The organism is Paenibacillus sp. 1SOY10 (assembly GCF_056836745.1).
Map to the genome: position 1 here is coordinate 52,432 of NZ_JBXENK010000015.1, position 25,312 is coordinate 77,743.

The following is a 25,312-nucleotide window of genomic DNA, read 5'->3' on the forward strand; positions in this document are numbered from 1 at the left end:
ATCACTTCGCGGCATGAACGAATCTGTTTAACAAGCAGCGCAATGTGAAGGGAGGATAAATGAATGAGTCGTAGTTTGAAAAAGGGCCCTTTTATCGACGGATACCTGTTGAAGAAAGTTGAAGAAGCGAGCGCTTCGAACAAGAAAGTCGTGATCAAAACTTGGTCCCGTCGTTCCACGATCTACCCGCAATTCATCGGTCAAACATTTGGCGTATACGACGGTCGCAAGCATGTTCCTGTATATGTAACCGAGGATATGGTCGGACATAAACTGGGCGAATTTGCTCCAACACGTACGTACAAAGGTCATACGGACGATGATAAGAAAACGAGACGTTAATTTCGATAAAGTTCTTCGTTTGAGAGGAGGTAATACACATGGAAGCTAAAGCACATGCAAAATCTATTCGTATTGCTCCCCGCAAAGCTCAGCTCGTTATCGATCTGATCCGCGGCAAGCAAGTTGGCGATGCGATCGCGATTCTCCGCCATACTCCAAAGGCGGCTTCCCCGGTTGTGGAGAAGCTTTTGAACTCGGCGATTGCCAATGCAGAACATAACTATTCTATGGATGTCAATAAATTGGTGATTACGCAAGCTTACGTAAACCAAGGTCCGACGATGAAGCGTTTCCGTCCACGGGCTATGGGACGTGCTAGCCGGATCAACAAACGCACCAGCCACATTACATTGGTGGTATCCGAAAAATAAGGAGGGAAAACGTGTGGGCCAAAAGGTAAATCCGGTCGGATTACGAGTAGGGATTATCCGTGATTGGGAATCCAAATGGTACGCAGGAAAAGATTTTGGTGATCTTTTGCTGGAAGACGTTAAAATTCGTGAACATCTGAAGACTAAATTGAAAGATTCCGCAGTATCTCGGATTGAAATCGAGAGAGCGGCAAATCGTGTGAACGTAACTATCCACACAGCCAAGCCGGGTATGGTTATCGGTAAAGGCGGTTCGGAAGTCGAAAACCTGCGGGGTGAAATCACCAAGATTGCAGGCGGTAAAAAAGTTCACATCAATATCTCGGAAATTAAACATCCTGATCTTGACGCAATTCTCGTTGCTGAAAGCATCGCACAACAATTGGAACGTCGTGTTTCTTTCCGTCGTGCGCTGAAACAAGCGATTCAAAGAACTATGCGTTCGGGAGCAAAAGGGATTAAGACAGCAGTCAGCGGTCGTCTCGGCGGTGCTGAAATTGCTCGTTCAGAAGGCTACAGTGAAGGAACTGTTCCACTTCATACGCTCCGCGCCGACATCGATTACGGTACGGCAGAAGCACATACGACTTATGGCCGTATCGGCGTGAAAGTATGGATCTATCGTGGAGAGGTTCTTCCTACGGCTAAGAAACAACAAGCTGCTAAGGAAGGAGGCAACTAATCATGTTGGTACCAAAACGTGTAAAACACCGCAAGCAACAACGCGGTAGCATGAGAGGCCAAGCAAAAGGCGGCACCGAACTCAACTTCGGTGAATACGGTCTGCAAGCTCTGGAACCTACTTGGATTACGAACCGTCAGATTGAAGCAGCGCGTATTGCAATGACGCGTTACATGAAACGTGGCGGTAAAGTATGGATTAAAATTTTCCCTGATAAACCGATTACTCAAAAGCCTCTTGAAGTCCGGATGGGTAGCGGTAAGGGTAACGTAGAGAAATGGGTTGCCGTTGTTAAGCCAGGCAAAATCATGTTTGAGCTTGCAGGTGTATCCGAAGAAATCGCACGTGAAGCAATGCGTCTTGCTGCTCACAAGCTGCCGATCAAAACGAAGTTTGTGAAACGTGAAGAATTGGGTGGTGAAGCAAATGAAAGCTAATGAACTTCGCAACTTAACCACTGCAGAAATCGAAACAAAAATCGCAGGCTTTAAAGAGGAACTCTTTAACCTCCGTTTCCAGTTGGCTACCGGCCAGCTTGACAACCCGACTCGGATTCGCGATGTGCGTAAGGAAATAGCTCGTGCTAAAACCGTGATTCGTGAAAGAGAACTTGGAATTACTAGCTAAGAAGCGTTACTCGGATAAGAGAAATGCTTAAGTCCAGGAAGGAGGCTAACCATGAGCGAACGTAACAGCCGTAAAGTGCAAATTGGTAAAGTCGTCAGCGACAAGATGGACAAAACAATCGTTGTTGCTGTAGAAACCTATAAGAAACATAATTTGTACCACAAGCGCATTAAATACACGAAGAAATTTAAAGCGCATGACGAGAACAACACTGCGAAAATCGGAGATATTGTTAAAATCGCCGAAACGCGTCCGTTGTCCAAAGACAAACGCTGGAGACTCGTTGAAGTCGTTGAAGCAGCGATTATCATCTAATAGCACGGTAGCATAGACCGAAAGGAGGAAATATCCATGATTCAACCATTTACACGTTTGCATGTGGCTGACAACTCCGGCGCGAAGGAATTGATGTGTATCCGCGTTCTGGGCGGTACGGGTCGTCGCACGGCGCAAATCGGTGATCTGATCGTTTGTTCCGTCAAACAAGCAACACCAGGCGGCGTTGTCAAAAAAGGTGATGTAGTCAGAGCGGTTGTTGTTCGTACAAAACGTTCGGTTCGTCGTAAAGACGGTTCATACATCGCATTTGATGAGAATGCAGCGGTTGTTGTGAAAGAAGATAAAAGCCCACGCGGAACACGTATCTTCGGACCAGTTGCTCGTGAACTTCGCGATAAAGACTTTATGAAGATCGTTTCCTTGGCTCCGGAAGTTATCTAATAAAGCCCCTACCCCGAAATAATAGGAGGTGTAAAACAAGTGCCTAGACTGAAAAAGATTCTTGAATCTCATAACAATAAGCTGCATGTCAAGAAGGAAGATACGGTTATCGTGATCTCCGGTAAAGACAAAGGCAAAAAGGGCCGCGTCATCGCAGCATACCCACGCGAAAATCGCGTGCTTGTGGAAGGCGTGAATATGGTTAAGAAACATCAAAAACCAAATCAGCTCAACCCACAAGGCGGCATCATTGAGAAAGAAGCTCCGATTCATGCTTCGAACGTAATGCACGTTGATCCGAAGAGCGGAAAAGTAACCCGTATCGGTTACAAAGTATTGGACAACGGCAAGAAAGTTCGTGTAGCTAAAAAATCCGGAGAAGTAATCGACTAATCCAGGAACGCAAAGAAAGGAGGTCCATGATTCATGGCAACAAGATTAAAAGAACGCTTTTTGAACGAAGTGACACCTGCTTTGGTTCAAAAATTTAACTATACGACAGTTATGCAAGTGCCTAAGATTGAGAAAGTTGTTATCAATATGGGTGTTGGTGAAGCGGTAGCAAACTCCAAAGTACTTGATTCTGCAGTGAATGACATGCAACTGATCGCTGGTCAAAAGCCAGTAATCACGCGCGCTAAGAAATCCATTGCCGGTTTCAAACTTCGTGAGAACATGCCGATTGGTGTAAAGGTTACTCTTCGCGGTGATCGCATGTACCATTTCCTCGACAAACTGTTCAATGTTACGCTTCCGCGTGTCCGTGACTTCCACGGTGTATCGACGAAAGCATTCGACGGTCGTGGCAACTACACGCTGGGTCTGAAAGAACAACTGATTTTCCCCGAGATCGAATACGATCAAGTGGATAAAGTACGCGGTATGGATATCGTCCTCGTAACTACAGCGAAGACAGATGAAGAATCCCGTGAGCTCTTGACAGCACTGGGTATGCCATTTGCAAAGTAAAGAGTTAATTCTCCGAAACTATTTAGGAGGTGTCAGGCTAAGTGGCTAAAACTTCGATGAAAGTTAAACAACAACGTACGCCTAAATTTAAAGTGCGGGCTTATACTCGCTGCGAACGTTGTGGTCGTCCACATTCGGTATTGCAAAAGTTCAAAATTTGCAGAATTTGCTTCCGTGAATTAGCTTATAAAGGCCAGATTCCTGGCGTGAAAAAAGCAAGCTGGTAATTAATCAACAACGGGAAGGAGGTTTACACGTATGACTATGTCAGATCCAATTGCAGATATGCTTACACGTATTCGTAATGCGAACACAGTTCGTCACGAAACGGTAGAACTGCCTGCGTCCACGATCAAGAAACAAATCGCTGAAATCCTTAAGCGTGAAGGTTTCATCCGTGATGCGGAATATGTTGATGATAACAAACAAGGGCTGATTCGTATTTTCCTGAAATACGGCCCTAACAATGAGCGCGTAATTACTGGACTTAAGAGAATCAGTAAACCAGGCCTTCGCGTGTACACGAAAAGTAACGAAGTTCCTCGTGTCCTCGGCGGCTTAGGTATCGCGATCATCTCCACTTCCAAGGGAGTCATGACCGACAAGGAAGCTCGTCAGTCCAAAGCTGGCGGCGAAGTTGTCTGCTACGTTTGGTAATTAACGTCTTATAACAAGGAGGTGCAATAAATGTCTCGTATTGGTCGCAAACCAATTACAGTACCAAGTGGCGTCACCGTCACATTTGATAATGCCGTGATTACGGTAAAAGGGCCGAAAGGCACTTTGACTCGTGAGCTTCACAAGGACATCAAGGTAGCACTTGAAGAAAACGTGATTACTGTTGAACGTCCTTCTGATAATAAATTGCATCGTTCACTGCATGGTACCACTCGTTCCGTTGTGAACAACATGGTCAGTGGAGTAACGGAAGGCTTCACCAAAACGCTCGAACTGGTTGGCGTTGGTTACCGCGCAAGCTTGGCCGGCAACAAACTCGTTCTGAACGTTGGCTACTCCCATCCGGTAGAAATCACTCCGGAAGCAGGTATTGAATTCGAAGTACCTGTGAATACGAAGATCATCGTAAAAGGGATCAACAAAGAGCGTGTAGGCGAATATGCCGCTAACATTCGTGCTGTTCGTGCACCAGAGCCTTATAAAGGCAAAGGGATTAAGTATGAAGGCGAACGCATCATTCGCAAGGAAGGTAAGGCTGGTAAGAAGAAATAAACCTCTTCTTAACAGGCTTCACTTTCTGGCGTCTTGATAAGAAATGTGCGTAACGGTAAACCGAAGGGAGTGAAATCGAAGTCATGATTACAAAAGGTGATAAGAACAAAGCTCGTCTGAAAAGACATCTGCGTGTACGGAGAAAAATCCAAGGAACGGCAGCTCGTCCAAGACTGAACGTATACCGTTCTTCCAAACATATCTATGCACAATTGATCGATGACGTAGCAGGCGTAACGCTGGCTAGCGCTTCGACCGTTGATAAAGAATTGAGCACTGCTATCGGTAACGGTGCCAACGTGGAATCAGCTCGCAAAGTTGGCGAATTGATCGCAAAACGTGCTCAAGAGCAAGGTCACAAGAATGTTGTATTTGACCGTGGAGGATACCTGTACCATGGACGTATTCAGGCACTCGCTGACGCAGCTCGCGAAGCAGGTCTGGAATTCTAAAATATCATTAAAAGGAGGTTAACGACTTGCGTGTAGATCCGAATACTTTAGAACTGACTGAAAGAGTTGTAAACATTAACCGCGTAGCTAAAGTAGTTAAAGGCGGACGTCGTTTTAGCTTCAGCGCGCTGGTCGTTGTCGGCGACGGCAACGGTTGGGTTGGCGCCGGTATCGGCAAAGCAGGCGAAGTTCCTGATGCGATTCGCAAAGGAATTGAAGATGCTAAGAAAAATCTTGTACATGTTCCACTCGTGGGAACTTCGATTCCTCACCAAGTAATCGGGCATTTCGGAGCCGGCCGCGTGCTGTTGAAACCAGCATCGGAAGGTACCGGGGTAATCGCTGGCGGTCCAGTTCGTGCCGTACTTGAGCTTGCTGGTGTAGGCGACATTTTGACAAAATCTTTAGGTTCTTCGAATTCCATTAACATGGTCAACGCGACTTTGGAAGGCTTGTCCCGTCTGAAACGCGCTGAGGATGTTGCGAAATTACGCGGTAAATCCGTCGAAGAACTTCTCGGTTAAGGAGGGAATCTCATGGCTAAACTGCAAATTACCCTCGTGCGTAGTTTGATCGGTCGTCCGGGGAACCAACGTACTACCGTTAAAACTTTGGGACTTCGTAAAATCAACCAATCCGTAGTTCATAATGATAATCCAGCCATTCGCGGCATGGTTAATCAAGTGAGCCACTTGGTTTCGGTTCAAGAAATCGAAGGCTAAGGTTTTGAATGTTTTAAGTGCCAACAATAAATAAGGAGGTGCAACGAACGATGAAGTTACATGAGCTCTCCCCAGCACCTGGCTCCCGTCACGAACGCAAACGCGTGGGTCGCGGTACAGGTAGCGGTATGGGTAAAACATCAACACGCGGTCACAAGGGTCAAAACTCCCGTTCTGGCGGTGGTGTGCGTCCAGGCTTCGAAGGCGGTCAAAACCCGCTGTATCGTCGCTTGCCAAAACGCGGGTTTGTTAATCCAACGCGGAAAGAGTATGCGATTTTGAACATCGAGGATTTAAACAACTTTGCGGCGGATACAGAAGTTACTCCTGAACTGTTGTTTGAACAAGGAATCGTGAAAGACGCGAAAAGCGGCATCAAGATCCTGGGCAACGGTGAAATTACTGTCAAACTGACAGTTAAAGCGAATAAGTTCTCTCAATCTGCGGTAGAGAAAATCGAGGCTGCCGGCGGTAAAACCGAGGTGATCTAATGTTTAAAACCATTAAGAACATATGGCACGTTCAAGATCTGCGCCAGCGTATCCTATTCACGTTGTTTATCTTTCTCATCTATCGGATTGGATCCTTCGTTCCGGTACCAGGTGTGAACAAAGATGTCTTTGAAGCAACCAACAATACAGCAGGAAGCGACTTGCTAGGTTTTTTGAACACTTTCTCGGGGGGCGCACTTGCGAATTTCTCCATTTTCGCTCTCGGGATTATGCCTTATATCACGGCTTCCATTATCGTGCAACTCTTGTCCATGGATGTTATTCCGAAATTTGCGGAATGGGCCAAGCAAGGGGAGCATGGTAAGAAAAAGATGGCTCAAATCACCCGCTACGGTACGGTGATCTTGGCGATCATTCAATCCTTTGCTACATCGATTGGCTTTAACCGTTTGTATGGTACACAAATGGTACCGAATGCAACCTTTGCGGACTATCTTGTCATCGCTATTGTGTTGACTGCCGGGACGTCGTTCCTTATGTGGTTGGGTGAGCAAATTACGGATAAAGGAATCGGCAACGGGATTTCGCTGATTATCTTTGCCGGGATCATTGCTTCGTTCCCTACACATATCACGACGATTGCTCAATCCGAGTTTATCGTAGATGGCCAAACCTTTATGAATGTGGTTAAATCTATCGCGATCTTACTCGTTTGCGTACTGATTGTTATTGGCGTAATTTACGTCCAACAAGCAATCCGGAAAATTCCGGTGCAATATGCAAAACGCGTGGTAGGCAACAAAATGTATGGCGGGCAGAATACACATATTCCGCTCAAAATTAATGCAGCCGGCGTTATTCCGGTTATTTTCGCGGTTTCCTTGCTGCAATTCCCTGTCGTCATCGCCAGCTTCTGGTCGACGCACGGCTGGGCGCAATGGATCAGTAATAACCTGTCCACCAACCGTCCGCTTGGAATGGTGCTTTATGTTGTTATGATCATTGGCTTTACGTTCTTCTATACTTTCGTACAGATGAACCCGCAGCAAATGGCTGAGAACATGAAGAAAAATGGTGGATATATTCCGGGTATTCGCCCGGGGAAAACGACGGAAACCTATCTCACTCGGGTCCTGACCCGTTTGACGATGACAGGTGCGTTGTTCCTTGCCGCAATTTCCATCCTTCCTATGGGATTGGGAGCATTGGCCGGACTACCGCGTACAGTTTTGATCGGGGGTACTTCAATTCTGATCGTTATCGGCGTTGCGCTGGATACGATGAAGACCATTGAAGGCCAATTGATCAAACGTCACTATAAAGGTTTCATCAATAAATAGTCGGTGGGTACCAGGAGTGGGCTGTTCAATCGGCCTTGCCTGGCACCTAACTGCGCTATTTCTTGTTATAGAGGAGTCTTGGAGGGAGCGTAAGACATGAACCTTTTATTCATGGGACCTCCCGGAGCAGGGAAAGGAACACAAGCCGAGGTCATCGTTAACGAATTCGGTATTCCTCATATCTCTACCGGCGATGCATTTCGCCTGGCGATCAAACAGCAAACACCAGTGGGGATGAAAGCGAAGGAATATATGGACCAGGGACTTCTGGTGCCTGATGATGTGACAGTAGGGATCGTGCGCGAACGCTTGCAGCAGCCCGATTGCGAAAAAGGTTTTTTATTGGACGGTTTTCCAAGAACCCTTTCGCAAGCGGAATCGCTGGAGGAGTTGCTACAAGGTCTGGGTCGCAAGCTGGATCATGTCATCAACTTGAAAGTGGACCGGAACAAGTTGCTAGCGCGGCTAACCGGACGTCGGATCTGCAAATCCTGCGGTGCCACTTATCATGTGATCTTTAATCCTCCGGGTCAGGAAGGGATTTGTGATAAATGCGGCGGCGAGCTTTACCAGCGTTCTGATGATAATGAAGAGAGCGTGGGTACTCGTTTGGACGAATATATCAACAAAACCGCACCGCTTTTGAAGTTTTACGAAGATAAAGGCCTGTTGCGCGAAGTGAATGGCGAACAGGAAATCGATATGGTTTCGAAAGAAGTCATATCATTACTGCGAGGTTAGGTGTAATGATCATTTGTAAATCCGAAACGGAACTGGGCTTTATGAGAGAAGCGGGGCGGATCGTTGCGGAAACGCACAGGCTTATGGCGCAATCGATTAAGCCAGGAGTTACGACGGGGGAACTCGATCAACTCGCCGATAAATACATTCGCAGTCAGGGCGCCGTGCCGTCCTTTAAGGACTACAACGGTTTTCCTTACAGCATTTGCGCTTCGGTCAACGAAGAATTGGTACACGGTTTTCCTGGCAAACGTAAATTGAACGAAGGCGATATCATCACTCTGGATATTGGCGCGGAGTACCGTGGGTTTCATGGCGACTCAGCGTGGACTTATCCGGTAGGCGAGATTTCGGAGGAAGCCAAGAAACTACTGGAAGTCACCGAAGGATCGTTGTATGCGGGTCTTGCACTCGTTAAGCCGGATGTCCGGTTGTTCACGATCTCGCATGCCATTCAGCAATTTATCGAAGCTGCCGGATTCTCGGTGGTTCGGGAATATGTCGGACACGGCATCGGCTCGGATCTGCATGAGGAACCGCAAATTCCCAACTACGGATTGCCTGATCGGGGCCCGCGGCTTAAGCCGGGAATGGTCCTGGCCATTGAACCGATGGTTAATGTAGGGAAGCGATATGTCAGAACGTTGGAAGACAACTGGACAGTGGTTACGGTTGATGGCTCATTATGCGCTCACTTTGAGCACACAGTAGCCGTGACGCCGAACGGTATGGAAATTTTCACGAAGCTGGATGCGTAGGTGATGAACGTGAAGCACCGCATAGAACCGCAGATCGGTCAATTGGTGAAAGTTCTTAAAGGCAGGGATGCCGGGGCTATTTATGTGATTATCGGGATCGTAGACGACAGATTCGTCTGGATCGCGGACGGAAACAAACGCAAGTTTGACCAGCCAAAGCGTAAAAATGCCCAGCACCTTGAGCTACTGCCCATAGTCAGCAGCGAGATTGTTCATAATTTACAGGAAACCGGTCGGGTGACGAATGGCAAACTGCGGCATGCAGTGGTCGTTTATCAAAATACCGCCAATTCTATGGCTGAAGAGAAAGGAGACTGACTGTGGCTAAAGAGGATGTCATTGAAGTCGAAGGCACGGTGATTGAGCCGTTGCCGAATGCAACATTTAGAGTTGAGCTTGAGAATGGTCATCAAATTCTCGCTCACGTTTCCGGCAAGCTGCGGATGCACTTTATTCGTATTTTGACGGGAGACAAGGTTGTGATACAGCTTTCACCTTATGATTTAAGCAAGGGACGTATCACTTACCGTAAATAATAGCTATACCATTTACCGAAAAAGTGTGGTACAATATTCAGGTTGAGTTGTTTCAAGGTTCTATTTATGATTTACAAGCCTAAGAATGCTTCGCAAACTAGCGGATGCTTCAGGGTCCGTTTTACTTAATGTAAAACAAAGCTTATCCTTACGAAGTAGTTTTGCTCAGCAAAACTTTAAGGAGGTAATCAGCATGAAGGTAAGACCTTCTGTAAAGCCGATTTGCGAAAAATGCAAAGTCATTCGTCGCAAAGGCAATGTCATGGTGATTTGCGAAAATCCGAAACACAAACAAAAACAAGGTTAATGAAGGGGGTGTAGCGTAAAATGGCACGTATAGCTGGTGTGGATTTGCCACGTGATAAACGCGTTGAGATCGCCTTAACTTACATTTTCGGAATCGGTAAAACGACTTCCCAGAAAATCCTGAGCACAACAGGCATCAATCCGGACACTCGTGTTCGTGATTTGACGGAAGATGAGGTTAGCAAACTACGCGAAACGATCGACAAGACGGTCAAGGTTGAAGGTGACCTGCGTCGTGAAATTTCCTTAAATATTAAGCGTTTGATCGAAATTGGCTGCTACCGTGGAGTGCGTCATCGTCGCGGCTTGCCGGTTCGCGGACAACGTACGAAAACGAATGCCCGTACTCGTAAGGGTCCTCGTCGTACTGTAGCGAACAAGAAGAAGTAAGAAGGGGGGATAACAGACAATGGCTAAACCAAAGAAAGTCGTACGTACTAAACGTCGTGACCGGAAAAATATTGAATCTGGTGTGGCACATATCCGCTCCACCTTCAATAATACGATTGTTACCATTACAGATCCGCATGGTAATGCGATCTCTTGGGCCAGCTCCGGCGGCCTTGGATTCAGAGGCTCTCGTAAGTCTACTCCATTTGCTGCGCAAATGGCTGCAGAATCTGCGGCTAAAGCAGCCATGGAACATGGCATGAAGAGTGTTGAAGTTATGGTTAAAGGTCCTGGTGCAGGTCGTGAAGCCGCTATCCGCTCCTTGCAAGCGGCAGGCCTTGAAGTTAACATGATTAAAGACGTAACTCCGATTCCTCATAACGGCTGCCGTCCTCCAAAACGCCGCCGCGTTTAATGAAGCCGTACTGAAGCTGTGGTATAACAATAGGGCCAATTGGAAACAATGGTTGTTTAGGCATACTGCATGATCGACTTCAGCAAACCTGGCAGTTTTCAAGGAACGACGTTTTGAAGGAGGGGTACTTCGTGATAGAAATCGAAAAGCCAAAAATTGAGACCGTAGAAGTTAACGATGAAGGCACCTATGGGAAATTTGTAGTAGAACCACTTGAGCGTGGGTATGGCATCACATTGAGCAACTCGCTTCGCCGGATTTTGCTCTCTTCTCTGCCGGGTGCTGCGGTAACCTCGGTCCAAATCGATGGAGTTCTGCATGAATTTGCAACCGTCCCAGGCGTAATGGAAGACGTTACGGAAATTATCCTGAACTTGAAGGCTCTTTCGCTTAAAATCCACTCGGACGAGGAGAAAATCCTTGAGATCGATGCGGAAGGCGAAGGAGTTATCACAGCAGGTGACATCCGTGCGGATAGTGATGTTGAAATTCTTAATCCGGATCTGCATATTGCTACGTTAGAGCCGGGATCAAGACTTCACATGCGTATTTATGCGGGTCGCGGTCGTGGTTATGTTCAAGCAGATCGGAACAAACGAGACGATCAGCCGATTGGTGTCATTCCTGTCGATTCGATCTATACCCCGATTACTCGCGTCAACTACGCGGTGGAGAACACCCGTGTTGGCCAAGTGACCAACTACGACAAGCTCACGCTTGAAGTGTGGACCGATGGCAGTATTAGACCTGAAGAAGCGGTTAGTCTCGGTGCCAAGATTTTGACCGAGCATCTCTTCCTGTTCGTGGGCCTCACGGACGAAGCGAAAGACGCAGAAATCATGGTCGAGAAGGAAGAAGACAAGAAGGAAAAAGTGCTTGAAATGACGATAGAAGAGCTTGATCTCTCCGTTCGTTCCTATAACTGTCTTAAACGTGCTGGTATCAATACGGTACAAGAGCTGACCACGAAAACAGAAGAAGATATGATGAAGGTGCGTAACCTGGGTCGTAAATCTTTGGAAGAAGTTCAAGAGAAGCTTGAAGAGCTTGGTTTGGGATTGCGTACAGAAGAGTAAGATAGCTTGAATCGTTCTAGCGAAGGAGGGAAAACTCATGGCATACCAAAAGTTAGGCCGCGATGCCAGTGCACGTAAAGCTTTGTTTCGTGACTTGGTAACCGACCTGTTCTTATACGAGCGCATCCAAACGACGGAAGCGAAAGCGAAAGAAGTTCGTTCGATCGCTGAGAAGCTGATTACCAAAGCAAAACGTGGTGATCTGCATGCCCGCCGTCAAGTAGCAGCTTATGTTCGCCGCGAATCTATCGATGGTGAGCAGGATGCAATCCAAAAGCTGTTCAGTGAATTGGCAACTCGTTACTCCAGCCGTCCAGGCGGATACACTCGTATCCTCAAGCTGGGACCTCGCCGCGGTGACGCTGCTCCTATGGTTTATCTGGAACTGGTAGACCGGGCTTAATTCCCGGCAGACCACTTTGTTCTACTTGCAAAAACTCTCTGTCGGCTTGCCGCCCAGGCATGGCTTTCGGAGAGTTTTTTTATGTATGTGTCTGGATAGCTTGACTAATCCGACCTAGAAAGGAAGAACCCGATGCGTAATTTGCTTATGACTGTCAGCTATGATGGGACTCCTTATTTTGGATTCCAAACACAGCCGGACGGCAATACGGTGCAGGATCATATCGAAGCCGCCATTCAGCATCTTACCGGAGAGACCATTAAAATTCATGGTTCCGGACGTACAGATGCAGGAGTACATGCCCGTGAGCAGCCCTTTCACTTTCATACAGAATCGCAGATCCCTGTGGAACGCTGGAGAATGGCGCTAAATGGTCGTCTTCCTGCCGACATTCGGGTTATTTCCGCCAAGGAGGTCCCATTAGCCTTTCATTCCCGGCGATCAGCCAAGCGGAAAACGTATCGATACACCATCAATGCTAATCGGGTGCCAGATGTGTTCCACCGCAACTACCAGCTTCATCATCCGGGTCAACTTGATTTGGAGGCGATGCGTGAGGGCTTACCTTTTTTATTGGGAACCCATGATTACACCTCGTTTGCCTCCCGTCACTCTACGAAGACAAGTCATGTTCGTACTATATATGATGCACGTCTGGTGATGGACCCATCCATGGATATTCCCGGCAGTGGAATCAAGGGACAAGATCAGGGTGTCATTCATCTGTATATTACGGGGAATGGATTCCTTCAGCACATGGTTCGTATCATCGTGGGGACTTTGCTGCAAGTGGGAGAAGGAAAACGCGCTGCTGTCAGTATGAAGGATATTCTGGAGGCGAAGGATCGGGCGGCAGCCGGACCAACGGCTGAAAGTAAAGGACTTATGCTCTGGAATGTGGAGTATGAAGATCAATGATTCGAGTGAAACCCTGGCAGGTGTCATACGTAACATATGGAATATGATCGCCCGAGAGAACCACGTCATCCAGGCTACGACGAGGATGTTCCACGTTCTTTTGACCGCAAGGAGACACGGTATGGGGACGATAAGGGGTATCACAAGCGGAAGAAAAAATCAGTGCTAGACGTGTTTGGAGATTTGTTTGATTAACAGGCGTAATTCGCGAAAAAAAGCTTGCAAATTGATCCTGTATTCTGTAGAATAAAAGTTGTGTTTTCTTGATGGCTATCCCACAGCCCCCAATCGAGAAAGCCGATTGAGCTAGTTTTATTAACTAACCAAACATGAAATGAAACGATCAAAGATAAAGATGCTGAGAAGGTCATGTACCCGAAGAGCAAGATCGTTCTCAGCATTACTGAACCATAACGGATGAAATTGAAGGAGGATCTTTACATGCGTACCACTTATATGGCGAAGCCAAGCGAAGTTGAGCGCAATTGGCATATTGTTGATGCCGAAGGCAAAACGTTGGGCCGTCTGGCTAGCGAAGTTGCTGCTCTTATTCGCGGTAAACACAAACCACAATTTACTCCACACGTTGACGGCGGTGACTTTGTTATCGTAATCAACTCCGAGAAAATTGCTTTGACAGGTAAGAAATTGGATAACAAAAAATACTATCGTCATTCCCTGCATCCAGGCGGTCTGAAAGTAACCGTTGCTAAGGATATGCTGAGAACTAAGCCAGAACGTGTAATTGAAGCCGCTGTTTACGGAATGTTGCCTAAGACTCGTCAAGGCGAGAAGATGAAGCTGAGACTGAAAGCATATGCAGGCAATGAGCATCCACACGCAGCACAAAATCCTGAAGTTTACGAACTTCGCGGTTAATTAAAAGGAGGACAGTTTCATGGCACAAGTACAATACTATGGGACAGGTCGTCGTAAACATTCGGTAGCTCGTGTTCGCCTTGTACCGGGTGAAGGACGCATTGTCATTAATAAACGTGACATCAATGAATATTTTGGTCTGGAAACTCTTAAACTGATCGTTAAACAACCTTTGACTTTGACTGAAACGTTGGGTAGCTATGACGTATTGGTTATCGCTCATGGTGGCGGTACTTCTGGTCAAGCAGGCGCAATTCGTCACGGTATCTCCCGTGCATTGCTCAAAGCAGATCCTGAGTTGCGTTCCAGCTTGAAGAAAGCTGGCTTCTTGACTCGTGACCCACGTATGAAAGAACGTAAGAAATACGGCCTCAAAGCAGCTCGCCGTGCTCCTCAGTTCTCGAAACGTTAATATCCCTTGTATCTCAAGGAATCTCAGCCCTTGGCCCTCGTGGTCAGGGGCTTTTTTTTTACGCACACTAAAAAGAGCCTATCCCAATGTCATCAGTGATAACAAATGGGCAAGCTCTAACAAAAGTCACCTTGGGGGCCAGGTTAGCTATCGTTTAAAAGCCCGACAACACCTGATCAAGGAATTTGTCTGCATCGCTATTGAATTTCCATACGATCCCGAAAGGATCAACCAGCATTCCAAAGCAAGAGGACCAAGGTACGCTTCCTAACGGCATAATTACATGACCGCCATCGGACAATTGGTCAAAATATTGCTGCAGGGTATCTTTGTCATCAATCACAATAGAAATGAGTACATTATTCCCCTTCACAACCTCACCCATGGTACTCTTCATAGATGGTAACACGTCGGATATCATCAATCGTCCACCGGCAAACTCCAGAGACGATTCCATAATCATAGCCTGCTCAGGCTCCGGTAAGGGGTACTCAGGATTCTGCGGAATGTCACCAAAACGAACCTTCTTTACATGATCGGCTTGAAACGCCCGAGTATAAAAAGTGATTGCTTCCTCTGCGTTACCATCAAAATTCAAATACGTTATTACTGCCATTGTAATACCTCCTTTTTTGTATATAGACAGTATGAGGTATAATAGGTGACATCTTTGTTGTCATCTATTTTGCAGTAGGATAAAAAGTAATTTATGCCTTATAAAACAGGCAAGCCTGAACACAGGAGGTACGTATGAACAGACTGGAGCGGTTGATCTCCATTGTAATGATTTTATTGCAAAAAACTACAGTGTCAGCCTCGGCGTTTGCCAATATGTTCAATGTTAGCAAACGCACGATTCTTCGTGATATGGAAATGCTGGGCTTAGCCAACATTCCGATTTATGCCATTCATGGGGTTCATGGAGGCTATGCTATTATGGATACCTACAAATTGGATAAGCGCTTGTTAACTCAGGCAGACCTGGAGAATTTGTTGACTGCACTTAGCGGACTGGAGCAATTGCTGGTGAGTAAAGAAGTGGAGCTAACGATTAAGAAAATACAATCCATGCTTAGCTCTACCTCACGTAAGGGAGTTATTCAACTTTCCTTCTACGATTGGGAAGGTCGGTCAGACACCCATTCCATTCTGCATGTATGTCAGCAGGCCATTGCGCAAAACAACTTGCTTTCTTTCGACTATCTCGATCGGAACGGAGTCGCTACAAAAAGGACGGTGGAACCTTACTATCTTCATTTCAGCGAGCGGAGTTGGTATCTCAAAGGTTATTGCCTTGATCGTCAGGCATACCGAACATTCAAATTGTCCAGAACCGAGCAATGCAGGTTGGAACAGGGGCGATTCTCCCCAAGAGAGGATAGTGCCAGCAATCTGGAGCCAAAGAATTATTACAGCAAGCTCGTCGATATCCAAGTGCTGATCACACCGCGTATCAGAGAACAATTAGTTGAGAGATATGGCCGCAAATGTATTGATGCCTCTAATCCGGAGCGTCTGATCGCTTCAATTGGCGTTCCTCAGGATCGGGAGGGGTTTCAATTCTTGGCTGGGTTCGGGTCAGACATTAAGATTATTGAGCCTTTGTCCTATGTGGAACAATACAAAGCATTCTTGGCTGCCATGCTTGAGGCTTATTAAGCCTGAAGCCCATTATAATGTGCAAAAATTCACATACATGAAAAATGCCCCCATGTTACTATCTAGGAGAAATAACAACAATGTAAAAAAATGGGGGTCGTTATTTTGAAAAATATGAAAGTGATTGGATCTGTACTCATCCTTGCCTTGGTACTTGCCGCTTGTGGTGGCAACGCTCAAGAACCTGCGAACAATGCTGCTGCGGGGAACGGCGGTGGCAATGATGCAGCAGCACCAGCGAGCGGTACAGCGGCTGGTGGAGATCTGCAAGATGGAACTTATAAGGGGATTTATGACCGTAAGGACGTAAGAAACTGGATTGCATACGTTGAAGTTACAGTGAAAGATGGAAAGGTCGAGAAGGCCTATTATGATTACACCAATGAGAGTGGAGATTTAAGAACCAACGACGAGAATTACACTAAGGCATTTACTGATTTCAACAAAATGTCGCCGCGTGAAGCCTTTGATCAATTGGGAACCAAGCTGGTAGAGGCCCAGGATGCGTCCAAGGTAGATGCCGTGACGGGAGCAACCCATTCCTCGCGGAACTTCAATGAATTGGCGGCTGCAGCTCTGGAACATGCCAAGACAGGGGATACCAGTGATGCTGTAGTTCATCTTTATGACGATGGCACCTATAACGTAGCGGCCGAAGCCTTCGATGATCATGGCTGGAAGCCACAACTGGAACTGGTGATTAAGGATCACAAGATTGAATCGGCCAACTTCGACTATACGAATGAGGAAGGCAAGCTTAAGACAGAGGATGAAGGGTATAAGGCGGCAATGGAGCCTAAATCAGGGACTTATCCGGCCAAGTATACGGAAGAGCTGGAGAAGGCGCTGATTGATAAGCAATTAGTTGGCGATGTCGATGTTATTGCAGGAGCAACTACATCCTCCAATAACTTCAAGGCTCTTGTAGAGTACGCTTTGGATGAAATGGCAGAAGTCGGAGATACCTCAGCCCATGCCATCAAGATAGAAGAGTAATCAAGTACAACGCTAGATGAAAAAAGGATCTGCTTCCTGATATTCGGGGACAGATCCTTTTTTTGATGCACGTCCCTTTTTATGGGTTGACTTATAACGATGTTGTTTTATACTCTAATTATAATTCAAATGTGTTTAGTGGGAATTATTCCATCTATAACCAACCTATTGCGGGAGGTCCGAGAACATTGAACTTGTTGGAAAAAGAACGGCTCATTGAAGAGAAGGCGGAGGAACTGGAACACGCGGCCCCGGAAGAAGTCATTGCCTGGGCTGTCCAAACCTTTCCGAACATCACCTTTGCCTGTAGCTTTGGCGCTGAGGATGTCGTGCTGGTCGATATGCTGCAGAAGATTAGCCCTTCCAGCGATATCTTCTACCTGGATACCGATTTTCATTTTGCAGAGACCTACGAAACTCGAGACTTGCTGGAGGCGAGGTATGAACTTGAATTTGTGCGGGTATCACCCAAGTTAACTCCCGAAGAGCAGGCACATCAGTATGGTGAAGCACTTTGGAAGACAGATCCTAATGCATGCTGTAATCTGCGAAAGGTAGAGCCGCTAACCCGAATTTTATCCAATTATGAGGCATGGATTACCGGCATACGCCGGGATCAAGCGCCAACTCGGGCTAACGCCAAGAAGATTGAATACGATAGCAAATTTGGCCTCATCAAATTTAATCCTATAGCTCATTGGACGTCAGAAGATGTGTGGCAATATATTCGGCAGAATGAAGTCATATACAATCCATTGCATGAGCGCAATTATCCGAGTATTGGTTGTGAGTATTGTACGCGGCAGGTCATGCCTGGAGAGGACCCGCGTGCAGGACGTTGGGCCGGATCGGAGAAAACGGAATGCGGTCTGCACAAATAGTGCAGAAGACGGTTCCATGGAAATCACGACTGGAGGAGATCAAGTGACGAGGATTTTACCGCATGGAGGTAGCCTGATTAATCGGTTAGTAACAGGGGAAGAGAGAGAACACCTTCTCAGTGTGGCCGGAGGGCTTCCCGCCATCCGCCTCAATGCCTGGGCCATTTCCGATTTGGATTTGATTGGAGTAGGAGCCTTCTCGCCGTTAACGGGCTTCTTGAACGAAGCCGACTATCACGCTGTAGTGCAGAAGATGCGGCTTCAGTATGGCACCCCCTGGAGTATTCCTATCACTCTCTCTATTCCCGGAGAACAAGCCAAAGCTCTGGAAATAGGTGAGCGGGTTGCACTGGTGGGCGAACAGGATGGAATTATATATGGTCTGCTGGACATTGAGAGTATATTCGCTGTGGATCAGGGAGAAGAAGCACGAAATGTATTCAAGACCGATGATCCGGAGCATCCCGGTGTCAAGAAGTTGCTTGAACGCTCTCCTCATTATGCAGGTGGTTCCGTACAGGTGCTGAATCGACCACAGCCGGAGCGCTTCCGGGAATTTTATTTTGATCCGGTAGAGACTCGGCGTATTTTTGCTGAGAAAGGGTGGAGAACCGTAGTTGGATTCCAAACCCGTAATCCTGTACATCGGGCCCATGAATATATTCAGAAGAGTGCGATGGAAATCGTCGATGCGTTATTTCTGAATCCGTTGGTAGGGGAGACGAAATCCGATGATGTTCCTGCAGATGTGCGCATGAGCAGCTATTTGACCTTGCTGACGAACTATTACCCTGAGGATCGGACCTTTCTAGGGGTATTCCCTGCGGCGATGCGTTATGCTGGGCCAAGGGAAGCCATATTCCATGCCATTGTGCGGAAGAATTATGGTTGTACGCACTTCATCGTAGGTCGGGATCACGCGGGTGTAGGCGACTACTACGGGACCTATGAGGCCCAGGAGATTTTTGGCAATTTCACAGCGGAGGAACTGGATATATCACCGCTGTTTTTTGAGCATAGCTTTTTTTGTACCAAATGCGGCAACATGGCTTCCAGCAAGACCTGTCCTCATCCTCACGAAGATCACTTAACCTTGTCTGGCACCAAGGTGCGAGGACTGCTGCGTGAAGGAGTGTGTCCACCGCCAGAATTTACAAGACCTGAGGTGGCACAAATCTTGATTGAAGGGATGAAGCAGCACGTACCTCAGTAACTGCGTAATAACCGCAGGTAGTAAGTCATATTTGTCCACCTTGTCCCATATCATGAGTAATGTCATGAAGGGAGAAAGGTGGCTTTTTTATGCGCGATCGTGAGAAAGTGACGCTATGGATTTCCTTGAGTCATATTAAGCTGACATTATTGGGTGTCTTGCTACTGACGCTGGTGATGGGGGTTGCCCTTTATCAGGTGCCTGCCCAAAAGGTATGGAAGTATTGGAGTTTGCCGCTGGCCGGGAAGGTGATTGTCCTGGATGCAGGACATGGCGGACCGGATGGAGGAGCGAGTAGTCGGGAAGGTTTGATCGAGAAGGATATTAACCTGGCCGTGTCTTTATACCTTCGTGATTATTTACAGCAAGCGGGTGCTATTGTGGTCATGACCCGTGAAGAGGATAAGGACCTTGCTGCTCCGGATACAAGAGGATATAGTAAACGCAAGACAGAGGATTTGAAGACCCGAGTTCGGTTTGTGGAGGAACAGCAAGCCAACTTATTGGTGAGCATTCATATGAACAGCATTCCTTCGCCACGCTGGCGTGGGGCTCAAACCTTCTATTATCCCAATCATGCTGATAGTCCAACCCTGGCTGCAATGGTCCAGGAGGAGTTGACACGGAACTTGGAAAATACGGATCGGGTCGCCAAGCCGGCGGACCAGAAGGTGTACTTGCTGGAGACGGTTAAGATTCCTTCGGTACTGGTGGAAGTAGGGTTCTTATCTCACCCTGAAGAAGCACGTCTGCTTGGCAATGAGGCTTATCAACGCAAGGTGGCGGCTTCCATTTACCAAGGGATTTTGCGATATTCATCTGGCGAGAAGGGACAAACCCCGGCACAGGATGTCAGGTAATGGTATAATAAACAACATCATGGACCTGTCCATTATCTGATAAAGTCGAGGTGCTGTTATTGGTAACGAAGGAACAACTTCAAGCGGCTTTGCGGCCAGTTGCGGAGCCTGCTTCCGGATTAAGTCTGGTGGACTTGCAGTGGATTCGCGATATCATGATTAAAGAAGACAGAGTATCGTTAACCGTACTGTGTGTAGACAAGAATAGTGAACAACAGGCTGAGGTGGAGCGGGATATCCGTGAGCGACTATCTAGCCTGGGTATTCCGGATGTGCATCTGCGCGTCCGTGAAGCGTCTGAGCAAGAGCGCGAGGCGGCACTGGGGCCGCAGCCTGTAGATGAAGACGAAGCTCCTCAGCCAGCCCTTAAAGGGCATGGCGCAGGACTAGAAAAGTTGCCCATTCTCGATCCGAGGTCTGGTGTGCAGTTCATAGCCGTGGCCAGCGGCAAGGGAGGCGTCGGCAAATCTACCGTGACGGTGAACCTGGCGGTGTCCCTGGCCCGGCAAGGCAAGAAAGTTGGACTCATTGATGCCGATATCTATGGCTTCAGTATTCCCGATATGATGGGAATTGAGGAAGCACCGTTGGTGGAAGAAGGGGAAATATTGCCGGTGGAGCGGTTCGGCGTGAAGGTGATGTCCATGGGATTCTTTATCCAGGATAATAATCCTGTTATTTGGCGAGGACCCATGCTCGGCAAAATGCTCCGTCAGTTCTTCAGCGACGTGCGGTGGGGGGAACTGGATTACCTGCTGCTCGACTTTCCGCCCGGCACGGGGGACATCGCTCTGGACGTCCATCAGATGATTCCGCAGAGTCGGGAGATCATTGTGACAACCCCGCACGCAACGGCTGCTTTCGTAGCTGCCAGAGCGGGAACAATGGCACTACGCACCGAGCATGAAGTGCTGGGTGTCGTCGAGAATATGGCTTATTATGAATGCTCCAAATGTGGCAAGAAGGAATATGTATTCGGGCGTGGCGGCGGAGCGCAATTGGCCGAAGCGTTGCATGCAGAATTGCTGGCCCAAATTCCGCTTGGGGCACCGGATAATCATCCCGCGGAGCCAGATTTCTCCCCATCTGTCTACAAGGCCGAAAGCCGGGTTGGTCAACTATATGCTGATTTAGCCCGAACCATCGTGGCAAAATGCGAAGACTGACCCCGCAGGGTCAGTCTTTTTTTAACCTTAAGAAGATTCTTCACCACCACCGCTGCTTTCCTCTTCACTTTGCCCACTTTCTTCCTCGCCGCCGCTCTTTTCCTCTTTCTTAGGCTCCTTCTCCACACTTGGCTGGAGCTGTTCCTGAACGACGGTCTTCAACAGTTCAAGCACTTCCATACGGAATATAGGACTTTGCATCGCTTCCTGCATCACCGTCATGGATTGCTTACGGTAATCCGGGGTCTTGGTTAGATCAAGAAATATCTTCATGACTTCCGGAGATTTCATCATCTCGGATACCGATTTCTGATACGTAGGGTCCTTGATTAATTGCAGATGCAGATCCTTGCTCTGGGAATTGATGGCCTTGGCAAAGTCTCCGGCAAATTGCGGGTCAGTCATAATCTTCTCGATTTCCTTCTTATATTCCGGAGAAGTGATCGTTTCCTTGACCGCCATTCTGACCTCGCTGGAAGTGTTAGAAGGGAGCAGCATCTTCACACCCATTGTCCCTCCGCCTTGTGCTTGTCCTCCACCTTGGCCTTCTTCACCACCACCGCTTCCACTTTCCGAACCGCCGCCTTCCTCTTCGCCGCTGCTGCTCTGAGGAGTGCTGAGTGCCTCATATATGGCCTTCTTGCCTTCATCCGTCTTCAGGATGTCAATCACCATGGATTTGGTTTCTTTATAGCTTCCGCCTTGTGAAGAGGAGGAGCTTTGTTCAGAACCGCATGCTGCTAACGGAAGAGTAAATGCACATAAGAAGCATAAAATCCAACGGATAGCCCGCCCTTTCATGGTCCCTTCCTCCTTATCCTTATTACTAAGGTTAGTATGCAGACTCACGGCAGATTTATCCCGACCAAAAGCGGGAAAACCATGGTTTTTTAACGGGATCGTTGGTAAAATATTTCGGTAGTGGGGGTGTATGGTTTGAACCTGAAAAATTGGCTTTATTTATTTTGGACAACGCTAGCCGTTGGTGCGGCCGGTTCGTTGATCGTAGGTCTGTTGATACAATGGACGGACACGATGCAGTATAAGGGAATCACTGACGTACTCGTCAATATCGGAATTCTGCTCGGTGTTGGTGTGATGGTCAGCGTTTATTCGCAAATGGGCTTTTTTGCTTATTTGATGGTTAATTACATGGGGAGTGGAATATTCTCCAGAAGGGTATGGCAATACATTCAACTGGTGTTTGCCGTTTTGGCTCTGCTGGAATTAATGTTCTTCCGCAGCTTCATGGGGGTCGGCGAGCGGGGGAATTCCGATCTCATCTTGGGTGTGGTGCTGTTGTTCATCGGGCTGGGCACTGCCTATTACAAGGTCAAGATGACTAATGCTACGGCCTGGATTCCTACTTTGTTCTTTATGCTGGCGTTCACCATTGTGGAGATGGTGGGTGTATTGCAGATTAATGTCAATCAAGCTACGGCCTGGATTGTTGCACCACTGATCGCTTGCAATGCATATCAAATTTTAATTTTGCACCGTGTTTTGAAGCCTCGAAAATAAACAAAACAACGCCCAATCTGGTAAATTGGGCGTTGTTTGCCTTCCTATTCACATACCGACCGCTGTATTAATCTGCTCTTGCACCCAGGTTTGATCTCGAACATCATTGCCTTGAACGCTGGCCTCTTGAAGAAGGTCAGTCACGCTGACGAATTCGTATCCTTGCTTTCTTAATTCATCGATTACCAGCGGCAGTGCCTCATGGGTTTGCTTGACGGAATCGCTGGCATGAAACAAGACGATATCGCCAGGGTGGGCTTTCTTGGTAACACGGTCCACAATCGTTTGTACGCCTTTGTTCATCCAGTCCTGGGAATCGGTGTCCCATTGAATAACTTGATATCCCTGATTGGCAGCAATCTGAAGCACTCTCTTATCAAAATCTCCATTGGGCAAACGAAGCAAATTCGGAGCCTTGCCCGTCAAATCGCTTAGGATGGTGTGAGCTGTGCTAAGCTGCTGCTGTATTTCCTCATCACTTAAGCTGCTGTAATTGACGTGCTTATGACCATGGCTGCCAATTTCATAGCCCTGCTGCTGGATGGCTTGCACAATTTGCGGATGAGTTTTGCTCCACGGGGAGGACAGGAAGAAGGTGGCCTTCTGCACATTCTTATCCTTAAGCACCTTCAGGATGGGTTCAGCCCGCGTATCGCCCCAACTGATATCGAAGGTCAGGGCAATGACTTTTTTGCTTGTGGACACACTATAGATGGCCGATGGTGCGCCCTCCTCGGAGAACACGGTTACGTGTCCCTGCTCTACGTAAATGATGCCGGCCGTAAACAGGGCTGCAACAAATACAAAGAAAAACCGCTTGATTTTCTTCCCGCTCAGGACATAGAAGAAGTTATTCATGAAATAATTAGCCCCTCTCTTCATCAGAATGAATGATATGGAACTGGTCCGCTTGTACAATGTATGCGGTTATCCAAGCTTTATGACGTCCTTGTCCCTACAACATAGAAGGAGGAGATAAAATGTTCTCAATCCGGCATTTTGGCCGAGACATATTTAAATATAGAACAGCGATGATGATTGCTCTGATTATTTTTGCAGCGGGAGCTTTCGTGGGAGCAAGTAATGTAGAATCCATAGCTGGCTTGATTATGCCAGAAATTGAGCGTTTGGGGGAGCATAGTCGCAACTTGGCAGCATCGGACAATCCTGAGCTGAGCTTCTTCCTCTTTATTTTTGCAAATAATTCGATCAAAAGCGTAGCTATTATGCTGCTTGGCGCATTGTTGGGAGTCATTCCATTTTTCTTTCTGCTCATGAATGGCCTCATATTGGGATTTGTAGTTGCCTATGCAGGCTCCGGCGGGACTAATGTTTTGGAGATGATTGTACGGGGATTGTTGCCGCACGGGATTATTGAGATTCCGGCTATACTTCTGGCTGCAGGCTTTGGTATGCAGTTCGGTTATCTGGCCTTGAAGAGTCTGGGGGAGCTTGGAGCAAGGGATGCTTCCGACCGGACCGTGAAATGGCGGGAATTCTTTGTCAGCCTGGGGCGCGGTGCAGTGTGGATTGTTATATTACTGCTGGTGGCCGCTATCGTGGAGAGCACCTTAACCTTTTATCTAATGGGAGGCACCTCATCCTAATTCTAATTCATGGGATAAAACTTTTCTTCCGCATTCATAATTTTCCAAAAATATGTGCATACCATTAAAGCGCCTTTAGAAGTTGGTTTCGGCTTAGGGGGAGAGGGTAATGTTTGATAACGACGTTCCCCCGTGGCCTGTACCGGATAACTATGCTGAGCGAGGAGATGTTGCGCAATGTTGGGTATGCTATTTACCGACCATGAATACAAGGAATTGGACTATGTGCTTAGAAAAGAATTAGATGAAATGTTACTCGATATGAGCGATATGCGGCTGGATGAGGATATACGTCAGGCCATCGCCAACCGTTACAAAACGGTATTTCGGATGTACGCTCGCTTTGCTCCTTCACGAGAGCTATCTAAATATGCCCGCCGGGTACGTCTTCCACAAGCAAAGCCCTAATATGAAATTAGGAGTTGACGGCAGGGCGAAGCTTATGTTAAATTAGCATTCGTCCCTGCTTTGGGCGGGATGAGCTACAGGCTAAGCGAAAAAGAGTTAAATAAGTTTTTTCAAAAAACTCTTGCAAAAACAGCATTGCCTGTGATATATTATAAAAGTCGCCGCTGAAACGCGGTGATGAAGTAAAAGACAGGTTGATCTTTGAAAACTGAACAACGAGTGAGTAAGAAATACAGAGAACGAAAGTTCTCGTCAGCAAG

43 protein-coding genes are annotated in these 25,312 nt (G+C 47.3%); 39 read left to right on the forward strand and 4 right to left on the reverse strand.

The window, feature by feature from the left end; all coding sequences use genetic code 11:
* The first annotated feature begins 63 nt into the window (after window positions 1-63).
* From rpsS to rpsI, 30 genes are all read left to right on the forward strand, one after another.
* Window positions 64-342 (forward strand): 30S ribosomal protein S19, encoded by a 279-nt coding sequence (gene rpsS / locus AC1VOR_RS21835; protein ID WP_018753990.1) that lies wholly within the window; start codon window positions 64-66, stop codon window positions 340-342.
* A 38-nt stretch (window positions 343-380) separates the two neighbouring features.
* Entirely contained in the window at window positions 381-713 is a 333-nt protein-coding gene (gene rplV, locus AC1VOR_RS21840) for a 50S ribosomal protein L22 (protein WP_018753989.1), read from the forward strand.
* Window positions 714-726: 13 nt separating this feature from the next.
* Window positions 727-1,395, forward strand: a complete 669-nt coding sequence (rpsC, locus tag AC1VOR_RS21845) for a 30S ribosomal protein S3 (RefSeq protein ID WP_059048887.1) — start codon at window positions 727-729, stop codon at window positions 1,393-1,395.
* Between the two features lie 2 nt (window positions 1,396-1,397).
* On the forward strand, window positions 1,398-1,832 hold the full coding sequence (gene rplP / locus AC1VOR_RS21850) for a 50S ribosomal protein L16 (protein WP_059048888.1): 435 nt from the start codon (window positions 1,398-1,400) through the stop codon (window positions 1,830-1,832).
* Complete coding sequence (gene rpmC, locus AC1VOR_RS21855) at window positions 1,822-2,022, forward strand: 50S ribosomal protein L29 (protein ID WP_482621022.1); 201 nt, start codon at window positions 1,822-1,824, stop codon at window positions 2,020-2,022. Before rplP ends, rpmC begins: the two co-directional genes overlap by 11 nt.
* 51 nt (window positions 2,023-2,073) lie before the next feature.
* Window positions 2,074-2,337 carry a 30S ribosomal protein S17 gene (gene rpsQ, locus AC1VOR_RS21860; RefSeq protein ID WP_482621024.1) on the forward strand — a complete coding sequence of 88 codons (264 nt, stop codon included), beginning with the start codon at window positions 2,074-2,076 and terminating at the stop codon, window positions 2,335-2,337.
* Window positions 2,338-2,373: 36 nt separating this feature from the next.
* Window positions 2,374-2,742 (forward strand): 50S ribosomal protein L14, encoded by a 369-nt coding sequence (rplN, locus tag AC1VOR_RS21865; RefSeq protein WP_059048890.1) that lies wholly within the window; start codon window positions 2,374-2,376, stop codon window positions 2,740-2,742.
* Window positions 2,743-2,781: 39 nt separating this feature from the next.
* Window positions 2,782-3,135 carry a 50S ribosomal protein L24 gene (rplX, locus tag AC1VOR_RS21870; protein WP_482621026.1) on the forward strand — a complete coding sequence of 118 codons (354 nt, stop codon included), beginning with the start codon at window positions 2,782-2,784 and terminating at the stop codon, window positions 3,133-3,135.
* A 33-nt stretch (window positions 3,136-3,168) separates the two neighbouring features.
* On the forward strand, window positions 3,169-3,711 hold the full coding sequence (gene rplE / locus AC1VOR_RS21875) for a 50S ribosomal protein L5 (RefSeq protein ID WP_482621028.1): 543 nt from the start codon (window positions 3,169-3,171) through the stop codon (window positions 3,709-3,711).
* A gap of 41 nt (window positions 3,712-3,752) precedes the next feature.
* A complete protein-coding gene (locus AC1VOR_RS21880) occupies window positions 3,753-3,938 on the forward strand; it encodes a type Z 30S ribosomal protein S14 (protein ID WP_013312154.1) in 186 nt (61 codons plus the stop codon).
* A gap of 31 nt (window positions 3,939-3,969) precedes the next feature.
* The gene (rpsH, locus tag AC1VOR_RS21885) at window positions 3,970-4,368 is read left to right on the forward strand and encodes a 30S ribosomal protein S8 (RefSeq protein WP_018753981.1); all 399 of its coding nucleotides are present in this window, start codon (window positions 3,970-3,972) and stop codon (window positions 4,366-4,368) included.
* 30 nt (window positions 4,369-4,398) lie between these two features.
* On the forward strand, window positions 4,399-4,941 hold the full coding sequence (gene rplF / locus AC1VOR_RS21890) for a 50S ribosomal protein L6 (RefSeq protein WP_482621031.1): 543 nt from the start codon (window positions 4,399-4,401) through the stop codon (window positions 4,939-4,941).
* A gap of 83 nt (window positions 4,942-5,024) precedes the next feature.
* The gene (gene rplR, locus AC1VOR_RS21895) at window positions 5,025-5,393 is read left to right on the forward strand and encodes a 50S ribosomal protein L18 (RefSeq protein ID WP_059048893.1); all 369 of its coding nucleotides are present in this window, start codon (window positions 5,025-5,027) and stop codon (window positions 5,391-5,393) included.
* Window positions 5,394-5,419: 26 nt separating this feature from the next.
* Window positions 5,420-5,917 (forward strand): 30S ribosomal protein S5, encoded by a 498-nt coding sequence (gene rpsE / locus AC1VOR_RS21900; RefSeq protein ID WP_482621033.1) that lies wholly within the window; start codon window positions 5,420-5,422, stop codon window positions 5,915-5,917.
* Between the two features lie 12 nt (window positions 5,918-5,929).
* Window positions 5,930-6,115 carry a 50S ribosomal protein L30 gene (gene rpmD, locus AC1VOR_RS21905; RefSeq protein WP_059048894.1) on the forward strand — a complete coding sequence of 62 codons (186 nt, stop codon included), beginning with the start codon at window positions 5,930-5,932 and terminating at the stop codon, window positions 6,113-6,115.
* Window positions 6,116-6,165: 50 nt separating this feature from the next.
* Window positions 6,166-6,606, forward strand: coding sequence for a 50S ribosomal protein L15 (rplO, locus tag AC1VOR_RS21910; protein WP_482621035.1), 441 nt, complete (start codon window positions 6,166-6,168; stop codon window positions 6,604-6,606).
* On the forward strand, window positions 6,606-7,907 hold the full coding sequence (gene secY, locus AC1VOR_RS21915; RefSeq protein ID WP_059048896.1) for a preprotein translocase subunit SecY: 1,302 nt from the start codon (window positions 6,606-6,608) through the stop codon (window positions 7,905-7,907). The genes rplO and secY overlap by 1 nt, the downstream gene beginning before the upstream one ends.
* 96 nt (window positions 7,908-8,003) lie before the next feature.
* Window positions 8,004-8,648: an adenylate kinase gene (locus tag AC1VOR_RS21920; protein WP_059048897.1), complete on the forward strand. Its 645-nt coding sequence runs from the start codon at window positions 8,004-8,006 to the stop codon at window positions 8,646-8,648.
* A 5-nt stretch (window positions 8,649-8,653) separates the two neighbouring features.
* The gene (map, locus tag AC1VOR_RS21925) at window positions 8,654-9,406 is read left to right on the forward strand and encodes a type I methionyl aminopeptidase (RefSeq protein WP_482621038.1); all 753 of its coding nucleotides are present in this window, start codon (window positions 8,654-8,656) and stop codon (window positions 9,404-9,406) included.
* A 3-nt stretch (window positions 9,407-9,409) separates the two neighbouring features.
* On the forward strand, window positions 9,410-9,724 hold the full coding sequence (locus AC1VOR_RS21930) for a KOW domain-containing RNA-binding protein (RefSeq protein ID WP_059048899.1): 315 nt from the start codon (window positions 9,410-9,412) through the stop codon (window positions 9,722-9,724).
* Between the two features lie 2 nt (window positions 9,725-9,726).
* Window positions 9,727-9,942 (forward strand): translation initiation factor IF-1, encoded by a 216-nt coding sequence (infA, locus tag AC1VOR_RS21935; protein WP_208917624.1) that lies wholly within the window; start codon window positions 9,727-9,729, stop codon window positions 9,940-9,942.
* Between the two features lie 193 nt (window positions 9,943-10,135).
* The gene (gene rpmJ, locus AC1VOR_RS21940) at window positions 10,136-10,249 is read left to right on the forward strand and encodes a 50S ribosomal protein L36 (protein WP_003333770.1); all 114 of its coding nucleotides are present in this window, start codon (window positions 10,136-10,138) and stop codon (window positions 10,247-10,249) included.
* Between the two features lie 20 nt (window positions 10,250-10,269).
* Window positions 10,270-10,638, forward strand: coding sequence for a 30S ribosomal protein S13 (rpsM, locus tag AC1VOR_RS21945; protein ID WP_036712625.1), 369 nt, complete (start codon window positions 10,270-10,272; stop codon window positions 10,636-10,638).
* Window positions 10,639-10,657: 19 nt separating this feature from the next.
* Complete coding sequence (gene rpsK, locus AC1VOR_RS21950; RefSeq protein WP_059048900.1) at window positions 10,658-11,053, forward strand: 30S ribosomal protein S11; 396 nt, start codon at window positions 10,658-10,660, stop codon at window positions 11,051-11,053.
* Window positions 11,054-11,184: 131 nt separating this feature from the next.
* Window positions 11,185-12,129 (forward strand): DNA-directed RNA polymerase subunit alpha, encoded by a 945-nt coding sequence (locus tag AC1VOR_RS21955; protein WP_018753968.1) that lies wholly within the window; start codon window positions 11,185-11,187, stop codon window positions 12,127-12,129.
* Between the two features lie 37 nt (window positions 12,130-12,166).
* Complete coding sequence (gene rplQ / locus AC1VOR_RS21960) at window positions 12,167-12,532, forward strand: 50S ribosomal protein L17 (RefSeq protein WP_018753967.1); 366 nt, start codon at window positions 12,167-12,169, stop codon at window positions 12,530-12,532.
* A gap of 132 nt (window positions 12,533-12,664) precedes the next feature.
* On the forward strand, window positions 12,665-13,450 hold the full coding sequence (gene truA / locus AC1VOR_RS21965) for a tRNA pseudouridine(38-40) synthase TruA (protein WP_482621042.1): 786 nt from the start codon (window positions 12,665-12,667) through the stop codon (window positions 13,448-13,450).
* A 36-nt stretch (window positions 13,451-13,486) separates the two neighbouring features.
* A complete protein-coding gene (locus AC1VOR_RS21970; protein ID WP_482621044.1) occupies window positions 13,487-13,645 on the forward strand; it encodes a hypothetical protein in 159 nt (52 codons plus the stop codon).
* Between the two features lie 246 nt (window positions 13,646-13,891).
* Window positions 13,892-14,329, forward strand: coding sequence for a 50S ribosomal protein L13 (gene rplM, locus AC1VOR_RS21975; RefSeq protein ID WP_482621046.1), 438 nt, complete (start codon window positions 13,892-13,894; stop codon window positions 14,327-14,329).
* A gap of 19 nt (window positions 14,330-14,348) precedes the next feature.
* Window positions 14,349-14,741 carry a 30S ribosomal protein S9 gene (rpsI, locus tag AC1VOR_RS21980; RefSeq protein ID WP_059048904.1) on the forward strand — a complete coding sequence of 131 codons (393 nt, stop codon included), beginning with the start codon at window positions 14,349-14,351 and terminating at the stop codon, window positions 14,739-14,741.
* 154 nt (window positions 14,742-14,895) lie between these two features.
* Here rpsI and AC1VOR_RS21985 read toward each other — a convergent pair whose 3' ends face one another.
* A complete protein-coding gene (locus tag AC1VOR_RS21985) occupies window positions 14,896-15,357 on the reverse strand; it encodes a VOC family protein (protein ID WP_482621048.1) in 462 nt (153 codons plus the stop codon).
* A 134-nt stretch (window positions 15,358-15,491) separates the two neighbouring features.
* Here AC1VOR_RS21985 and AC1VOR_RS21990 point away from each other — a divergent pair, with 134 nt between their 5' ends.
* From AC1VOR_RS21990 to AC1VOR_RS22015, 6 genes are all read left to right on the forward strand, one after another.
* Window positions 15,492-16,400 (forward strand): helix-turn-helix transcriptional regulator, encoded by a 909-nt coding sequence (locus AC1VOR_RS21990; protein WP_482621050.1) that lies wholly within the window; start codon window positions 15,492-15,494, stop codon window positions 16,398-16,400.
* Between the two features lie 114 nt (window positions 16,401-16,514).
* Window positions 16,515-17,396: an FMN-binding protein gene (locus tag AC1VOR_RS21995; protein ID WP_482621073.1), complete on the forward strand. Its 882-nt coding sequence runs from the start codon at window positions 16,515-16,517 to the stop codon at window positions 17,394-17,396.
* A gap of 188 nt (window positions 17,397-17,584) precedes the next feature.
* Window positions 17,585-18,277, forward strand: a complete 693-nt coding sequence (locus tag AC1VOR_RS22000; protein ID WP_482621052.1) for a phosphoadenylyl-sulfate reductase — start codon at window positions 17,585-17,587, stop codon at window positions 18,275-18,277.
* Window positions 18,278-18,320: 43 nt separating this feature from the next.
* The gene (sat, locus tag AC1VOR_RS22005) at window positions 18,321-19,490 is read left to right on the forward strand and encodes a sulfate adenylyltransferase (RefSeq protein ID WP_482621074.1); all 1,170 of its coding nucleotides are present in this window, start codon (window positions 18,321-18,323) and stop codon (window positions 19,488-19,490) included.
* Window positions 19,491-19,579: 89 nt separating this feature from the next.
* Window positions 19,580-20,350, forward strand: coding sequence for an N-acetylmuramoyl-L-alanine amidase CwlD (gene cwlD, locus AC1VOR_RS22010; RefSeq protein ID WP_482621054.1), 771 nt, complete (start codon window positions 19,580-19,582; stop codon window positions 20,348-20,350).
* 59 nt (window positions 20,351-20,409) lie between these two features.
* Window positions 20,410-21,516: an Mrp/NBP35 family ATP-binding protein gene (locus tag AC1VOR_RS22015; RefSeq protein WP_482621055.1), complete on the forward strand. Its 1,107-nt coding sequence runs from the start codon at window positions 20,410-20,412 to the stop codon at window positions 21,514-21,516.
* Between the two features lie 27 nt (window positions 21,517-21,543).
* On the opposite strand, the gene gerD is transcribed toward AC1VOR_RS22015, so the two are convergent.
* Window positions 21,544-22,317: a spore germination lipoprotein GerD gene (gerD, locus tag AC1VOR_RS22020; protein ID WP_482621057.1), complete on the reverse strand. Its 774-nt coding sequence runs from the start codon at window positions 22,315-22,317 to the stop codon at window positions 21,544-21,546.
* A 135-nt stretch (window positions 22,318-22,452) separates the two neighbouring features.
* Between gerD and AC1VOR_RS22025 the strand changes: the two genes are divergently transcribed.
* Window positions 22,453-23,037, forward strand: a complete 585-nt coding sequence (locus tag AC1VOR_RS22025) for a KinB-signaling pathway activation protein (RefSeq protein ID WP_482621058.1) — start codon at window positions 22,453-22,455, stop codon at window positions 23,035-23,037.
* Between the two features lie 48 nt (window positions 23,038-23,085).
* On the opposite strand, the gene pdaB is transcribed toward AC1VOR_RS22025, so the two are convergent.
* Window positions 23,086-23,895, reverse strand: a complete 810-nt coding sequence (gene pdaB / locus AC1VOR_RS22030; RefSeq protein WP_482621060.1) for a polysaccharide deacetylase family sporulation protein PdaB — start codon at window positions 23,893-23,895, stop codon at window positions 23,086-23,088.
* 122 nt (window positions 23,896-24,017) lie between these two features.
* Here pdaB and AC1VOR_RS22035 point away from each other — a divergent pair, with 122 nt between their 5' ends.
* On the forward strand, window positions 24,018-24,644 hold the full coding sequence (locus AC1VOR_RS22035; RefSeq protein WP_482621062.1) for a stage II sporulation protein M: 627 nt from the start codon (window positions 24,018-24,020) through the stop codon (window positions 24,642-24,644).
* Between the two features lie 177 nt (window positions 24,645-24,821).
* Entirely contained in the window at window positions 24,822-25,052 is a 231-nt protein-coding gene (locus tag AC1VOR_RS22040; RefSeq protein WP_482621064.1) for a hypothetical protein, read from the forward strand.
* Window positions 25,053-25,089: 37 nt separating this feature from the next.
* On the opposite strand, the gene AC1VOR_RS22045 is transcribed toward AC1VOR_RS22040, so the two are convergent.
* Window positions 25,090-25,312 (reverse strand): hypothetical protein (locus tag AC1VOR_RS22045; protein ID WP_482621065.1); only part of this gene is annotated, 223 nt, incomplete at its 5' end.

Bases quoted from the DNA above. Each gene is read 5' to 3' on its own strand.
- rplM (WP_482621046.1), top strand. From the start codon at position 13,892: ATGCGTACCACTTATATGGCGAAGCCAAGCGAAGTTGAGCGCAATTGG.
- rplQ (WP_018753967.1), top strand. From the start codon at position 12,167: ATGGCATACCAAAAGTTAGGCCGCGATGCCAGTGCACGTAAAGCTTTG.
- AC1VOR_RS22040 (WP_482621064.1), top strand. From the start codon at position 24,822: ATGTTGGGTATGCTATTTACCGACCATGAATACAAGGAATTGGACTAT.
- AC1VOR_RS22035 (WP_482621062.1), top strand. From the start codon at position 24,018: ATGTTCTCAATCCGGCATTTTGGCCGAGACATATTTAAATATAGAACA.
- secY (WP_059048896.1), top strand. From the start codon at position 6,606: ATGTTTAAAACCATTAAGAACATATGGCACGTTCAAGATCTGCGCCAG.
- rpsI (WP_059048904.1), top strand. From the start codon at position 14,349: ATGGCACAAGTACAATACTATGGGACAGGTCGTCGTAAACATTCGGTA.
- rpmJ (WP_003333770.1), top strand. From the start codon at position 10,136: ATGAAGGTAAGACCTTCTGTAAAGCCGATTTGCGAAAAATGCAAAGTC.
- rpsM (WP_036712625.1), top strand. From the start codon at position 10,270: ATGGCACGTATAGCTGGTGTGGATTTGCCACGTGATAAACGCGTTGAG.
- rplV (WP_018753989.1), top strand. From the start codon at position 381: ATGGAAGCTAAAGCACATGCAAAATCTATTCGTATTGCTCCCCGCAAA.
- AC1VOR_RS21985 (WP_482621048.1), bottom strand. From the start codon at position 15,357: ATGGCAGTAATAACGTATTTGAATTTTGATGGTAACGCAGAGGAAGCA.
- pdaB (WP_482621060.1), bottom strand. From the start codon at position 23,895: ATGAATAACTTCTTCTATGTCCTGAGCGGGAAGAAAATCAAGCGGTTT.
- AC1VOR_RS21995 (WP_482621073.1), top strand. From the start codon at position 16,515: ATGAAAGTGATTGGATCTGTACTCATCCTTGCCTTGGTACTTGCCGCT.
- rplE (WP_482621028.1), top strand. From the start codon at position 3,169: ATGGCAACAAGATTAAAAGAACGCTTTTTGAACGAAGTGACACCTGCT.
- rplP (WP_059048888.1), top strand. From the start codon at position 1,398: ATGTTGGTACCAAAACGTGTAAAACACCGCAAGCAACAACGCGGTAGC.
- rpsK (WP_059048900.1), top strand. From the start codon at position 10,658: ATGGCTAAACCAAAGAAAGTCGTACGTACTAAACGTCGTGACCGGAAA.
- rpmC (WP_482621022.1), top strand. From the start codon at position 1,822: ATGAAAGCTAATGAACTTCGCAACTTAACCACTGCAGAAATCGAAACA.
- truA (WP_482621042.1), top strand. From the start codon at position 12,665: ATGCGTAATTTGCTTATGACTGTCAGCTATGATGGGACTCCTTATTTT.
- rpmD (WP_059048894.1), top strand. From the start codon at position 5,930: ATGGCTAAACTGCAAATTACCCTCGTGCGTAGTTTGATCGGTCGTCCG.
- AC1VOR_RS21930 (WP_059048899.1), top strand. From the start codon at position 9,410: ATGAACGTGAAGCACCGCATAGAACCGCAGATCGGTCAATTGGTGAAA.
- rplO (WP_482621035.1), top strand. From the start codon at position 6,166: ATGAAGTTACATGAGCTCTCCCCAGCACCTGGCTCCCGTCACGAACGC.
- AC1VOR_RS21920 (WP_059048897.1), top strand. From the start codon at position 8,004: ATGAACCTTTTATTCATGGGACCTCCCGGAGCAGGGAAAGGAACACAA.
- AC1VOR_RS21970 (WP_482621044.1), top strand. From the start codon at position 13,487: ATGGAATATGATCGCCCGAGAGAACCACGTCATCCAGGCTACGACGAG.
- cwlD (WP_482621054.1), top strand. From the start codon at position 19,580: ATGCGCGATCGTGAGAAAGTGACGCTATGGATTTCCTTGAGTCATATT.
- gerD (WP_482621057.1), bottom strand. From the start codon at position 22,317: ATGAAAGGGCGGGCTATCCGTTGGATTTTATGCTTCTTATGTGCATTT.
- map (WP_482621038.1), top strand. From the start codon at position 8,654: ATGATCATTTGTAAATCCGAAACGGAACTGGGCTTTATGAGAGAAGCG.
- rplF (WP_482621031.1), top strand. From the start codon at position 4,399: ATGTCTCGTATTGGTCGCAAACCAATTACAGTACCAAGTGGCGTCACC.
- rpsQ (WP_482621024.1), top strand. From the start codon at position 2,074: ATGAGCGAACGTAACAGCCGTAAAGTGCAAATTGGTAAAGTCGTCAGC.
- rpsH (WP_018753981.1), top strand. From the start codon at position 3,970: ATGACTATGTCAGATCCAATTGCAGATATGCTTACACGTATTCGTAAT.
- AC1VOR_RS21990 (WP_482621050.1), top strand. From the start codon at position 15,492: ATGAACAGACTGGAGCGGTTGATCTCCATTGTAATGATTTTATTGCAA.
- rplN (WP_059048890.1), top strand. From the start codon at position 2,374: ATGATTCAACCATTTACACGTTTGCATGTGGCTGACAACTCCGGCGCG.
- rpsS (WP_018753990.1), top strand. From the start codon at position 64: ATGAGTCGTAGTTTGAAAAAGGGCCCTTTTATCGACGGATACCTGTTG.
- rplR (WP_059048893.1), top strand. From the start codon at position 5,025: ATGATTACAAAAGGTGATAAGAACAAAGCTCGTCTGAAAAGACATCTG.